Here is a 14,269-nt window from a genome sequence, read left to right on the forward strand (position 1 = left end):
AGGCTGCGATCTTTTGATTTGCTTTTAATAAAGACAAGATCAAAAGATCGCAGCCTTCGGCAGCTCCTACAGGGTGTATGCAGGGCATGGCAGGTCAAATCTGCCATGCGGCTGGCTTGAGCGCGCAAGAAAGCCTAGAATTCCCGCATTGTTTATTCCCCAAGGTAGCCCCGTAATGTCCTTCGCTGAGCAACTGACCCGCCTGCAAGTCTTCCTCGACGCCGACGAGCTGCATGACGAGGCGCTGGATTACGTGGCCGCTCACGGCTACCTGACCGCGCTGTCTATCTGCGCCGAAGACGTACCGGAGCGTGAGTGGATCGACGCCCTGTTCGCTGAAGAGCCGCATTACAGCAGCGACGCCCAGCGCGAAGAGATCGAAGCCACCCTGATCGGTCTCAAAGCCCACATCGCCCGTCAACTGGCTTCGGATGAAGAATTCGAATTGCCATGCGAACTGGATCTGGGCGAAGAGCCGGACGATTCCGAACTGCGCGGCTGGTGCATCGGTTTCATGGAAGGCGTGTTCCTGCGTGAAGCGGCCTGGTTCGAAACCGCCGAAGAAGAAGTCAGCGAAATGTTGCTGCCGATCATGGTCGGTTCGGGCCTGTTCGACGAACAGCCAGAATTCGAAGACATCGCCAAGGACGCCAACCTGATGGACGACATGATCGTGCAAATTCCGGAAGCCCTGACCGCGCTGTACCTGCTGTGCCAGGCGCCCGACGAAAAACCGGCGATCCTCAAGCCACGTCACCACTAAGATCCGGCCTATGGACAATCCCATAGGCAACCGCCCCCTGATGTTGCGCTACTTCCTGCTGGCCGTCGGCTGGCTCAGCGTGGCATTGGGGGTGATCGGGATTTTCCTGCCCGTCCTGCCCACCACCCCTTTCCTTCTGCTCGCCGCGGCCTGTTTCGCGCGCAGCTCTGCGCGTTTCTATCAATGGCTGGTCGAGCATCCACGACTCGGGCCATGGATCCGCGATTACCTCGATGGCAACGGCATTCCGCTCAAGGGCAAGGTCTACGCGATCGGGCTGATGTGGGCGAGTATTCTGTTTTCGTGCTATCTGGTGCCACTGCCGTGGGCGCGGGGGTTCATGTTGACCAGCGCGGTGTTGGTGACGGTTTACATTTTGCGGCAGAAAACGATGTACAAACCTTGAGTCGTCGGTAAATGCCTGGCTAAAAACAGCGTCCCGTCGAAACCGTTCATCTGAAAGCCTTGCATACCTGTCATATCTGACAGGTGTGCTAACCCATCAATACAGGTTCAAATCACTCCATCACCCGACCGGAGTGCCTTCCTGTGTTCGTCAACTACCTCAAGCCGGAATCCCCGCTAATCCCCGCTAATCCCCGCTAATTCCCACTGATTCCCACTGAGTGAGAACTGCACGGGTCGTCATCAAAAAGCGCCTGAATGCTCTTCAAGAGGACTTGCCTGATGCCTTCTCACAAGCGTTTCCGCTTCCCTCCCCTGACGGAAGGCAACAATCCACTGACGGTGCTGCGTCCCCTGCTGATTCCGGGGATGGTCGAGCAGGTGCAAGTGACGGATTCACGGGGCCCGGTGGCAGAGGACGGCAAAACCCGCGACGAAAAAGTCACCGTCACCGGCACGGCCACGCGCGGCGAAACGGTCGAGCTGTTCGATGGAACGACGACATCGATGGGTACGGCGCTAGTGGGCGCCGACAGCACCTGGAGCCGCGAGATCGGCCCATTGACCGAGAAGTCTTACCGCATCAGCGCCAAGGCTCTTTATGGCGCCGACCCGGTGTCCAGCGAGCCGCGAACATTCACCGTGAAATTCGCCCAGACCCCGGAAATTCTTGCGGTCAGCGATTCACGGGGGGACGTCGCCCAAGGGGCAACCACCTATGACAACAGTGTGCTGGTGGCAGGCAGCGCGACGCCAAACCTGCAGATCAAATTGCTGGAAAACAAACAGTCGCTCATTACCCTTGACGTCGACGATAAAGGTGACTGGAACCACCGCATCAACGATCTGAAAGTTCGCTCCTACAGCCTCACTGCCGAGGCGTTGTACGAGATTGACCCTGCGACCAGTCCGCCGCGGGATTTCGTCGTGGCGCAAGCGGTCACGCCGACGATCTCTCGCGTGAATGACCTGCGCGGTGAAGTCGCCGCCAATGGCACGACCTATTACCGGACCGTCAACCTCACGGGTAAGGCCAGTCCAAACGAAAAGATCATTCTGCTCAATGCCGGTGCGAACGTCGAAACGGTGGATGTCAACGGCAGCGGCGATTGGCAACATGTTTTCAGCAGCCTGAACCTGACCACTTACCGCCTGACCGCGCGAGGCGATTACGGCAGTAACCCGGAGTCCAGCCCTCCCCGGGTCTTTACAGTTGCAGCCTTTGTTTCACCGACGATTACCGCGGTCACCGACTCGGTCGGTACGGTGGGACCGAATGAAACGACCTATGAGACTGCAGTGACCGTCAAAGGTGAAGCCACCCCGCGCGAGCAGATTCAGCTGTACGACAATGGCGCCCCCGTCGGTACGCCGGTCAGCGTCAATGCCGATAAACAATGGACAACGTCTGTCACCGGTCTGGCCATCCGCTCCCACAGTCTGACGGCCAAGGCCATGTATGACGCGGTTCCGGTAGAGAGCCCGGCGAGAAACTTCAACGTCGCCGCCCACATCGCGCCGACGCTGACGTCTGTGCATGACGGCATCAGTGAAATAGGCAATGGCGGGCAAACCAAAAGCGCCACGGTGACCCTGCGTGGTTCGGTCACCCCGAATCGTCAGGTCCAGATTTATGACAACAACAGCCCAAGGCACACGGTGACTGCCGTGGGCAGCGCCTGGAACACTACCTTGTCGGTGGGTTTGGGCGGGCATTCGCTGAGAGTAAAAGCGTTGAGTACCGGGCAGGATTCAAATACGCGGACCTTCACTGTGATCTCACCGATTCCGCCGTTGAATTTCAACACGGGCAGCGTGACATTGAGTGGCAGGTGTTACCTCATACCTAACTGGGCTGCATATCCAAACTTCGGTCCTGGCACATATGTACAGCACACGGCAAGCGGCGGAGTTCTTCCCTATCGTTACACGTCGAGTAACAACAACGTCGCCGCGGTAGACGGTTCAGGGTTGGTGACTGTCAGAGGTAATGGGCTCTCAACGATCACTGTCATCGACAACGCAAGCCAATCCAAGAGTTACAACGTACATGTCACAGGAGTGAAATTCGTTTGGGGGCTGGACGGTGGAAGCTGGAACACGATCAGAGACAGGGCAGCAGCCCGAGGAAAGCGATTGCCATCAATGGGTGAGTTGCGGGTCATCCATAACGCTTGGGGTGGTCGTTGGCCGATGGGGGACTATTGGTACTGGGCCGCTGACTCCGCAGGTGGCTGGCCAGCTCGGTACTGGTTAAAAAACCTGGTCAATGGCGCAGAAGGGCACGTCCAGTACTACGGATCTGCCTTGGGAGTTTGCATTGACCCTTAGGGATGAAAAACGCCCCGCAAATCGTGGGGCGCCTTCACTTGGGGTCATCACGATGGCTCTTTACCAAAAATACCGTAACCCCAGATTCACCCCGTAAGGCTGCTCAATATGCTCCCCTTTGGCATAGTCCAGATCAGCATGCACCTGCCACCGCTCGGACATCGCCACAGCCACCCCCGCCCCAAACTCGGCCCGGGAGCCGGACAAGTCATTGTTGAACACGTTGTTGTTGACCTTTACTTCGTTGTTGGAAGCGAACTCATGAGCAACCGCCGCACGCACATAAGGCTGGGCGACTGCGCCGTTCCCGAAACCGAAGTTGCGTCCGAACGTGGCGCCAGCCTTGCCGAGCAGTGAGCGCATACGATCACCGTCGGCGTCCATGTCGTTGTCCAGCGTGTAGTGTTTGCCCTGGATCTGCACCGCCGACAGTTGCGCGAACGGTTCGACGAAGTAGTCGTTGGCCAGTTTGATATGCCGACCGAACTCGGCAGAACCGCCTACCCCCCAGTTGTCGTAATCACCTTTGGTGCGGCTGCCGTCGCTCAGGTTGACCTTCGACTCGTTGCGAAAGCGGTTGAACTTGAGCACGCCGTCAAAGTAGTAACCGGTATCACTGTCGAGCCAGGTGAGATAAGGCCCGACGTAGTAACTTTTCACCGTACCCGAAGTACCGCGATTCAGATCCAGATCGGACTCACTCGTGCCGGCGAGCACCCCGACCAGCACCTGGCTTTCGCCCAGTCGAGCGTCGGCGCCAAGGGACAAACCCTGTTGCGTCTGCTGATAGCCCACGCCCGAGCCATCGGCAACGTTGTACTTGTTGCCGTAGGTGCGGATCCAGCCGCCGGCCTGGCCACCGTTGAAACGCAATTCGCCCATGCGGCTGCGCAACGAACTCAACTCGCCGTACCACACGGTCGGAGCTGTGTTGAACAAGGCCAGTACCGAGCGCGCGCCGGGGCTGATGACTTCGGTGGTCGGGTCGAGAAACCACTCCTTCGCTCCCCCCTCGATTTCCCGACTGGCCAGGCTGTAAGACCATGTGCCGACATCAACCCGTTGATCGCCGGCCAAGGCAAAATTCGCACCGTCGAGGGTGCCGGTACGCACCAGCGTCAACGCCTGCGGTGAAGCGGCGTCCAGGCCAGAGGCCGCAACCGCCAGCGCAAAGTCCCCCGCCGAAGCACCGATGACATTGAGAAAATCATGCTCACCGCTGGCGAAATCGCCCTTCATTGCAAAGGTCCCATTGCCGGAAAGTGAGCCGACATTGAGCGTGTAATACGTACCGGGAGCGTCCTGGGCGCCAAAGGTGACGGTGCCACCGTTCATGCCCAGTGCACCGATCGAATCGTTGCCGGTGAGTGTCCAGTTGGAGTTGCTGTTGACGTTCACGCTGTCGACATTGTCGAGGCGACCGGTGAATTGTGAGAGGTTGTCCAGCGTGACAGTAGCGGTAGAGCTGCCATCGACCAGCACGTCCCCGGTTATTCTCCCTTGGTCGAAAACGAGATTGGCCGTGCTGTTATCCGCCACGCTGATGTTGCCATTCAGCGTGCTGTCGGCAACGGTCATGCTGGCGGTGGATGAGCCTTGAACATCCAGTAATCTGCCGTTGCCAGCGAGAACGCTGGAACCGTTGGAGACGACTATCGTGGCCTGAGTCCCGCGATCCACCAGAATCGCAGAACCGCTGACACCTTGCACCGTCGAGTTATCCAGCGACAAGGTAGGACCGCCCACGTTGGCAGCGTCATTGACCATCCGCACACCTGTCGCTTGACCGGTGATGGTCGTGCGCGCGGAAGCACTCACCTCGCCACCAAGGATATTTACACCTATGCCATCGCTGGCCGCGCCCATGATTTGCGTATTGCTCAATGACAGGGAACTCAGCCCTGTGACCTGTGACCCAATCAGTTGTGCACTGACCTGGCTATTGGAGACCGTCACCTTGGATCCGCCAGCCGCGACACTGGAACGGTTGACCGCCAGCCCGATTTCATCACTGGTCACGGTCGTTTGATCAATGGTTGCCTGACTGCTGGTCACTGTTACCCCATCACCACCGTTGTTACCGACGATGGTGGCGCCATTGAGGTTTAACAACGATCCGGACTGCGCCGTGATCGATCGGGTATTGGCGCCGGACGCGTTCAATACGCCATTGTTGCGCACCAGATAGTCGGTAGACGCAGCCGATGAATCGATATCCAGCGTGGTGTTATCGACGATAGTTGCCGAATGTGCAAAACCTGCGAAAAAAAAAACGGCCGGTAGGCAGAGCGATACTCCGAACCTGCCTGTTGGAAAAACGCGAACGTGTGATACATCCAACATGTTCATGATTGATTCACCTCAAAATAATTACAGGCCAAAGCAGCTCCGTAGCGTTAGCGGGCGTACATTAACGTTACCTACTCCCTGAAAATGTAGGAAAAGTCCTCAATACACATTAGAAAAGTCCTAGCGCCTGATAATCCTTATAAGAAAAAGGGAGGCATTTAATGCCTCCCAGACTTCGAATATCAGATATCACACACTGATCCATCACCCTTTTTCATGTGCACCCTGACAAGGTGTCGCTGAGCTGGCACCGGGCGTCCGTCAATCATTGCCGTGTAAGTTATATCGCCCCACGCACTCTCCGTTGCCAAAATTTTCTGATAGGGAATTTTCACGATAAACCCGGCATTCGCTTCCTGTAACGATGGCGTATATATAACCTTTTCATCAGTACCAGGTTTTTTATTAGTACCTGCCGAATCGGTATAACCCTGATAGATAAATTCCAGTGTCTGATCGGCCAACTGCGGTTCACCAGGAGAAATCAGCACTTCTGCACATTTGACCAGTACCGGATCTGATCGCAGGGAGCCACAGTTGAACCAGTCTGTGAAGTCCGGATCAAGATGCTGAAATTTGATTTCAGGAACAACACCGGGCCGAATATTCACATCGACATCTCGGGGCAGTGAGCGGACCTCATTATCATTGATATCAGGGTTGGTAATTTTATAGGTGACTGGCAGCGGGTTACCGTTGCCGCCCGCGTCCACAACTTCCCAAAGAACATCGAACGTCAAATTCCCGGTTTCCGTACCGTTCAGTTCTATAACGCCACCTTGCGCCTGCGTGACCTCGACGCCTTTCCATATCAGCGTCATGATGTCTCCATCTTTGACACCAGCAAAAACAGCTACAGTTACACCGACATTACCAACCGAGTCGGCAGCCGTCAGAATGTTCTGGCCATTACCACCCGTACCTTGCACAGTTACCAGAGCCAGATTGGGATCCGGGTTTTCTCCACCGTCACCGTCTCCAGGCCGGCGCAGATCGACATCGACATCTTTTGCAGGCGCCGGTGTTCCCAATGGGTAGCGCAAGGTATGGCGTTTGATCCGATAACTGACGGCTACCTTTTTTGCATCCAGGTCGCCGTTGAATACATCCCGGTAAGGAATGTTCACATAGAAGGGAAAAGTATTGATTGTCTGCGCAGGTTGCACGATACCGTCATATGTCACTTCCAGCTGATCGATACCCTCCAGGTAGTTTGTGTACTCAGCCAGAATACCGACCCCCAGTGGCGCCTGAGCATCAGCCAGATCCACCAGTTTTGGAGCTGCGTCGTCATCAAAGAGCGGAATGCTGGGTTCCAGAAGCCCTTCGGGTGGGTCGGTCAGAGTGACATTAAGCTCGGTGTAATATTGTGGTGTATTGCGGTTCCCCTTGCGGTCGCTGAGGTAATAAAAAACCGATCTTAAACCTTCCTCGGTACCGACCAGCGCGGGAGTCAATTCAAACGTGATCGCAGCTGTGGGGTCCGTTATGGTCAACTCGCCGACCAGCGTCGGGGTTGGCAAACTCGAGCCAAAATAGCACTCAACAAAGTCACCGAGCTTTTTACTCCCATAGTTCGGAATGGTGATCAATACAAAACCGTTATCATCGAGGTATTTTTTTGTAATACCATCTCTTTCCACTTCGGGGGGAACAGTCGCCCTGCCGAAAGCTACCGGTGCTGTTGTATCAATATTGATTTCAAGGGGTGTTACATCAGACGGATTACCACCGAAGTTCAACACATAACTCAGCTCATGAGGCCCCGGGGCCGATGTATAGCCTTCAGGCAAAACAAGATCAAATTCGGTAGTACTTGCATCAACGGGGGTAGTGAAAGGTACTCGAGTAGAACGTATATTGGTGCCGTCCCACATTAGTTCAAGAAATCCTTGAACACCGTTTGGATCATCCGCCTCAGCAAATCGCGGGATTTGTACCTTCAGAGGAAACCCTTGAAAGCTTGAATGCAGTTGGTTGGGACTATCATCCGTTTCATCATCCAGCAACGGATTATCCGGATGAAGTGTCGGTGGTAGGGCTGCAGCTTTCGGACTGCGAAAACGAACACCAAAAAAACGTTCGCGATTCTGCGCCGGTGTCAACGAGTGAAAACTTGTCATCTTTTATCATCCTCTCAGCAACTTGATTGACTGACACAGGGCAAACAGCCGCTTTGCCAGAGTTTTTACACAATGACTGCATGGGTTAAACAGAATTTAAATAGAACCTGAAACCAACTTCGACCAATACAGCGCCAGCACTTCTACAACTTACTCTTCACAAAGATCGTTATCAGGACCACACACTTCACCACTCGGCAACGTTCGATTGATGATGACAAACTCAGGTTTTGAATTGCCGATGCCACCGTTGGCTTTTCTCAGGTGATAACTACACAGCGCCGAGCCATCGTTTACCATTGGCGAAATCAGACGCTCGTAATCACTGACATGCACATCAAAACCTTCACGAGCCTGACTGGCAGTGAGTTTTGTCTCGAATGTGTCGTAGATTCCGTCAATCGGACTGGTCCCATTCGGACCAAAACACCCCTGCCAGGACAATTCGACGATATCGTCTTCATCAAAGAAAGCATTGCCGTTGATATGTACCCAGACACCTTCCCACAACCTGGGTTTGGCGCAGCAGTGAAGTGTTCCATCACGGTTGGCGTGGGGAAACGTCGGTTCCGGCATGTTCTCGATCACGATGATCGCCACTTCAACGGCCGTCACATCAGCCTGCTGCAGATTCACACCATTACTGGTGGTGTACCACGTCAGCAGCGAGGGATTTACTTTGTCCTGTTCGATTGCCTCCCAAGGAATGAGGAACCTGATCGGCTTACCGGCGACGTCACCGGATTCAACCTCGTACTCGGCGACTGGTGTGCCAATTGCGCCCCAATAGAGGAAGAGCTTTTCACCTGGCACCGGAGTGTCATAAAGGGCCAGATGTGCTTCGGCCGCCTCGCCGTAATCTACGGTCAACAGCTTGTTCCGTTGTTTCGATATGGCACCGTAAACTTCCAGCCGGGCCAATGTGGTATTCAACAAGGCCGGGGCGTTGGCATGATCCTGCCCGGCGACTGTCAGATTCACCAGCACTCGCGTTTCGGCAGATGGCAAGGTCGGTGTGCCGCCACGCAGAATGCGGTAGCTCACTCGAACGTCCAATGGCCCTGGCCCATCTGCCATCAAGGTCAGCCATGGCACGGTAGCGACTTGCGGAAACTTGCCAGGATCGACGTCAAGCGCGGCCAGATCATGCCCGTTCCACTGGATCAGGACCTTGTCGGAAGGATCCGGGTTCTCATACGTATCAATTTCGACAGTGACAGCCCGCTCATTCACCGCGCCTTCACGCGCATGTTGACGGTCAATCAAGCCGCGGGCTGACAACGGCACTCTCGGCGGTTTGAGAATGCCCGGAGCCGGATTCAAATTGACAAAAACCGCCAAAAGCGTTGAGCGCGGCCCGCGATTTCCCGCCCAGTCACGGAGCCGATAGTAAACGTAGCGTTGCCCGGGACCACGTCCACGAATATCTGCCTCATACATCGTGATGATCAGACGCTTCTGGTCGATGTCTTGCTGGCTGAACGCTTGCTCACGAATTTCGGTTTCCGAATCCGGTGGATCCGGGTTGTCTGTCCAGTAATAGATCGCACGATCCCTGGCTTTGACGTCGACATACAGCGGTACCTGGAACCGGACTTCGCCATACCGGGAGAGGTAGTCATCAGTGATATCGCCTGTGACATCCAGCATGATCAGACGATCGGGTTCCTGATTATCGTTCGGCGGCGATCTGTCGACGGTGACTCGCTTAATCGCCGAGTCCAACGGGTTGCCACCGTAGTTGACTCTGTACGACAGGGAATAAGTGCCGGGATCCAGCTTGTCTCGCGGGACGATAAGCGTCTTCTCTCCGGGGGAATCGAACTCCTGACGAAAGACCTCGGTGAACAGACCGCCTGCCAGTACCCAACTGACAATTACGATGTAAGGGATGGGATCAGTAAAAGGAGTGCTCCAGTCAGGAACGATAACCGTCAGGTCATCTGCCAAAGCGGAACGCGGCAGCAGCCCGTCGAGACTCTCCTTTCCCTCTTCGTCCTTGAGGATGGCAGGTACGCTTGGCACCTCAAGCAGCTCATCATTCCTGTGTTCAGAGCGTGTCATTGAACGAACTCCCTCGCATCAAACCAAGCAGGAAATGGGCAAATGACCAAGGAATCTATGGGTCCTTGCTGTGATTGATTTAACGACGCTGGAAGCGTCCTGCCTACTGTCAGAAATTACAGGTATTGCTACCGCTCGTCGGATTCAGTGCTCGTGCCGAGAAAGTTAAACAGGTGCGCTTCTCAGAAATGTGCAGACAACGAATCGAGCTATATGATCTTGCGTGAACGCCTGCAGCAACGATGGCAGCGCCAATGATTCCAGGAGCTTCACCATGATCGAACCCACACCCAACCCGCCCGAAACCGACCGGGCCCTCGACCATTACCTCCGCACGCCCTGCTGCCGGCCTCGCAACGCCGAACGCTGCTGGGGCTTGCGCAATTGATCATGCTCGGGGGCTGGCGGTGAATCGGGTGCTGGATAATCTGGAGTTGCCGGGGTGAAGCTGGGATCAAGAATCCCTGCTGATTGATCGGGTGACAGTCATGGCCCCTTCGCGAGCAAGCTCGCTCCCACAGGTATCTGCGCAGATCACAAATCCCTGTTGCACCGTCAGACTTGCTTGCGAAGGCTGACTGACAGGCAATGCATCTCTACAGGCAGAAAAAACCCGCCGCCCCGGTTGAACGGGACGGCGGGTTTTGTCGTTTCAGACTGCGCTTACACCGTATCCACCTTCAACGAATGATCATTCAGCATGCCGCTGATGATCGTCGCCGTGTCATGCCCACCGGCAACCACGCCACCAGCCCCTGGCGTCACACCGTAGTGGCTGGCGAGGTTGACGCCGGCCAGGTCGATGGTCTGGTTTGGCGTGGCGCCGGCCATGGCGCTGACGTCGATGCTGGTGAGCACCGAGGCGCCGCTGCCGCTGACGGTGAAGTGCAGGTAGTCATCCAGTGAGGCGGTGGTGCCGTTTTCACCTTGCAGCAGTTGCGACAGGTCGAGTTTGTCGGTGCCGGGGGTGAAGTCGGTGATCAGGTCGTGGCCGCTGTTGCCCTTGAGCCACTGGAAGGTGTCGGCCCCGGCGCCACCGGTCAGGGTGTTGTTGCCCATGCCGCCAATCAGCAGGTCGTCGCCACCGCCACCGTTGAGGATGTCGTTGCCGAGGCCACCGTTGATCACGTTGTTATTGTTATCGCCGGTGAGGGTGTCATTGAAGTTCGAGCCGACGAGGTTTTCGATGCCGGTCAACGTATCGGTGCCGGCGCCCAGGGTGTTTTGCGCACCGAGCAGGCCGAGGTTGACCGTGACCCCGGCCGTGGCGTGGGCGTAGCTGGCGGTGTCGCTGCCAGTACCGCCGTCGAGCAAATCGTTGCCCGGGCCGCTATAGAGCAAGTCGTTACCGGCGCCGCCGTGCAACTCGTTGTTGCCTGAGCCTGCGGTGAGCACATCGTTGCCGTCGCCGGCGTTGATGATGTTGTCGCCGCTGCCGGCCACCAGCACGTCATCCCCCGCGGTGCCGGTGAGGGTGTGGCCGTCCTGATAGCTGATGCTGACGTTGGCGGTGTCGCTGCCGCCATGGTTGTCGTTGGCGGTGTAGCTGCCGTGGAAGTCCGGGGTGATGTCATGCGCCCCGGCGTAGTTGAGGGTCATGGTCAGCTGATAGTTTTCCGCCGCGTTGGGGTTACCGCCGCCGGTGGGGTTGGTGATGTTGGTGATGTGGATCTGGTAGACCCCGTCCGACGTCGCGGTGAGGGTTTGCCCATCCGCCAGCGCGATGTAGGCGCCACCGTTGATCGAGTACTCCATGCTGACTTGACCGGCCGCCAGGTTGTGATCGAGGTTGAGGGTTTCGCCCTGGCGCAGGTTGACGGTGATGCGGTCTTCATCGTTGGCGTTGCTGTTGGTCACCGCACCGAGATAGCCACTGACCACCAGCACAGCAGTCATGGTCGCAGCGTTGGCACTGAACGAATTACGCACGTTGGCCAGGTTCTGGTTGGCGGCGGTGTTGACGTTGGTGCCGGTGAAGTTGATCGCCCCGGTGCCGGTGAAGTCCGCCGCTTTCGAGATCCAGCCGGTGTTGAAACTGGTGGGCGTAGCGTTGAGCGTATCGCCGTTCGGATCGGTGTCATTGGCCAGCAGCAGTTCGCCCGGTACGACAATATTGCCCGAGAGCACGTTGGTGATGACGTGGTCGTCCACCGCCACTGGCGGCGCGTTGGGGATCACTTTCACGGTCAGCGTCGAGCTGGCGAGATCGCCGTCGTTGTCACTGACGGTGAAGCCGATGTTTTCGGTGATGACCACCGCCGTGGTTTTCTGCGAGGTGTAGGTGTAGTCGCCGCTGTCGAGATTGATCAGCAGTGTGCCGCCGTTATTGGTGGCGATGCTCAACGTGTTGTTGGCGGTATTGAAGGTGCCGTGATTGATGCCGCCACTTGGCGTCAGCGAGCCTTGGCCGCTGAGGGCTTTCGGGTCGTAGGTGTAGGTGGTGCCGTCGACCACGATGGATTTGATGAAGCCGCCATCGGCGCCGAAGGTGCCGCCCTCGCCCAGCAACGAACCAGTGACCGGCGCGCCCTGCACAGTGCCCGACAGCACCGAGTTGAGTTGATTGAGGTCGGTGACCACCACCGCATTGGTGTTGGTGTGGCTGATGCCGTCATACGCCAGCGGGTCGAGGTTGGCGTTGCTCACGCCGCTGCCGAGGCCGATCGCGTAGTTCTTGATGTTGTTGGCATCGAGGAAGTTTTTCAGCGCGGCTTCGTCAGCGGCGTTGATGTCGCCTTCGTTGGGTTTACCGTCCGAGAAGAAGTAACCGACGTTCTGTGCCCCGGTGAGTTTGCCCGAGGTGTTGAACGCGGTTTGCATGACCGCCACCGCAGCGTCGTAGTTGGTGCCGCCACCCGCCGACAGGCTGGCGAGAATCGTCTTAGCGGTCGCCACATCGACCCATACCGACGTTCTGTCAGTGGCGTTGCTGCTGAAGGTGACGAGCTGGACTTTGACATCGCCAAGGTCGTCGTACTTGTCGAGCAAGGCACTGATCGCCTGCTTGGCCAGGTCCAGCCGCGACAGGCCCGGCACACCCGAGGCGTCGGCCATACTGCCGGAGATATCAAGAACGATGAGCAGGTTGGAATCGATCTCCACTGCCGCCACCGAACGATCCGAGGCCACGGCTTTTGGCACGTCATCAACGATGTTCACCACAAGGGTGCTGGTGGTGCTGTTGCCCAGTGCATCGGTGGCTTTGTAGGTGAAACTTTCGCTCAGCGTGTTCGCCCCGTCGTTGGCGTTCGGGGTGGTTTTCGGTGCAGAAGTCAGCGTGTAGGTATAGGTGCCGTCGGCATTGAGCTGAATCTGCCCATAGCTGCCGGTGGCGCTGCCGACCAACGTGTAAGTGATCGCGCCCGTACCGCCGGTAACTGCGCCGACCAGCGTGCCGGTCGCGGTTTCACCGGTGTTGGTCGGATCGCTGCCGGTGACCGTACCGGCGGCCAGATCCTGGCCGTCCTTGGTCAGGTCGAGGGCTTTTTCATAGACCGTTACGTCCTGATCGACCGAGGCCATCAGTTTGCTGTCGGCAACGTTGATGGTGATGGTCGTGGTGCTTTCATCGCCGTCGCTGTCACGGATGGTGTAGGTGAAGGTGTCAGTGGCGCCCGGTGGGCTCACCGAGTTCGGGTTGCTGTGATAGACGGCGTTGCCGGCCGCATCGAGGGTCAGATAACCGAAGTTGCCATTGATGTTGCTGTTGAGGCCGCCAATGGCCGAAGTGCCGGTATTACTGCCGGCGCGCACGCCGACCACTGTCGCCGCGCCATCGGCACCACTGACGTCATTGCCGAGCACGCTGACATTGAGCGTGCCGCCCTCGGCCACCGAGCCGGTGTCGGGTTTGGCGGTCGGCAGATCGTCGATGATGTTGACGTTGATCTGGCCGTTGGCGGTGCTGCCATCGGTATCGGTGGCCACCACGTTGAAGTTCTCGGTGAGGCTGTTGGCACCGTTGGCGGTCGGGTGGGCTTCGTTGTCGACCAGGGTGTAGCTGTAACTGACCACACCGGTGGCCGGGTTGTAACCGGTAACGGTGAAGGTGCTGCCCAGCGGCGAAACCACCGATTGCGGGAAGCCTGCAGCGACACCGTTGGTCACCACGGCGATGCCGCCGACGGTGAGGGTTTGCAGACCATCGAGCGCAGTCACGGTGAAGGTGCCGCTCTGGGTCAGCGCCGGGGTGTCGGGGCTGGTGCCGTCGCTGAGGTTTTTCTCGTAGACGGTG

Annotated in this window: 7 protein-coding genes and 1 pseudogene; 4 read left to right on the forward strand and 4 right to left on the reverse strand. The window is 57.2% G+C overall.

All coding sequences use genetic code 11. From position 1 onward, the window contains the following. Positions 1-175 precede the first annotated feature (175 nt). The 3 genes from PMI23_RS25515 (at position 176) to PMI23_RS25525 (ending at position 3,499) form a co-directional block, all read left to right on the forward strand. Positions 176-763, forward strand: a complete 588-nt coding sequence (locus tag PMI23_RS25515) for a UPF0149 family protein (RefSeq protein ID WP_007919726.1) — start codon at positions 176-178, stop codon at positions 761-763. Positions 764-773: 10 nt separating this feature from the next. Beyond that, positions 774-1,169 carry a YbaN family protein gene (locus PMI23_RS25520; protein WP_007919728.1) on the forward strand — a complete coding sequence of 132 codons (396 nt, stop codon included), beginning with the start codon at positions 774-776 and terminating at the stop codon, positions 1,167-1,169. 281 nt (positions 1,170-1,450) lie between these two features. Further along, positions 1,451-3,499 carry an Ig-like domain-containing protein gene (locus PMI23_RS25525; RefSeq protein WP_007919730.1) on the forward strand — a complete coding sequence of 683 codons (2,049 nt, stop codon included), beginning with the start codon at positions 1,451-1,453 and terminating at the stop codon, positions 3,497-3,499. A 60-nt stretch (positions 3,500-3,559) separates the two neighbouring features. Here PMI23_RS25525 and PMI23_RS25530 read toward each other — a convergent pair whose 3' ends face one another. From PMI23_RS25530 to PMI23_RS25540, 3 genes are all read right to left on the reverse strand, one after another. After that, positions 3,560-5,848, reverse strand: a complete 2,289-nt coding sequence (locus tag PMI23_RS25530; RefSeq protein ID WP_007919732.1) for an autotransporter outer membrane beta-barrel domain-containing protein — start codon at positions 5,846-5,848, stop codon at positions 3,560-3,562. Between the two features lie 182 nt (positions 5,849-6,030). Next, positions 6,031-7,971, reverse strand: coding sequence for a hypothetical protein (locus PMI23_RS25535; protein WP_238539568.1), 1,941 nt, complete (start codon positions 7,969-7,971; stop codon positions 6,031-6,033). A gap of 150 nt (positions 7,972-8,121) precedes the next feature. After that, positions 8,122-10,035 (reverse strand): hypothetical protein, encoded by a 1,914-nt coding sequence (locus PMI23_RS25540; protein ID WP_007919736.1) that lies wholly within the window; start codon positions 10,033-10,035, stop codon positions 8,122-8,124. 339 nt (positions 10,036-10,374) lie between these two features. On the opposite strand from PMI23_RS25540, the pseudogene PMI23_RS30410 reads away from it, so the two are divergent. Beyond that, positions 10,375-10,481 (forward strand): annotated as a pseudogene (locus PMI23_RS30410) (DUF6124 family protein); the annotation flags it as partial. A 217-nt stretch (positions 10,482-10,698) separates the two neighbouring features. Here PMI23_RS30410 and PMI23_RS25545 read toward each other — a convergent pair. Then, positions 10,699-14,269, reverse strand: a 3,571-nt coding sequence (locus PMI23_RS25545) for a beta strand repeat-containing protein (protein ID WP_007950207.1), incomplete at its 5' end; no start/stop codon positions are given.

Source organism: Pseudomonas sp. GM24, from assembly GCF_000282235.1.
In the GTDB taxonomy this organism is placed as follows: domain Bacteria; phylum Pseudomonadota; class Gammaproteobacteria; order Pseudomonadales; family Pseudomonadaceae; genus Aquipseudomonas.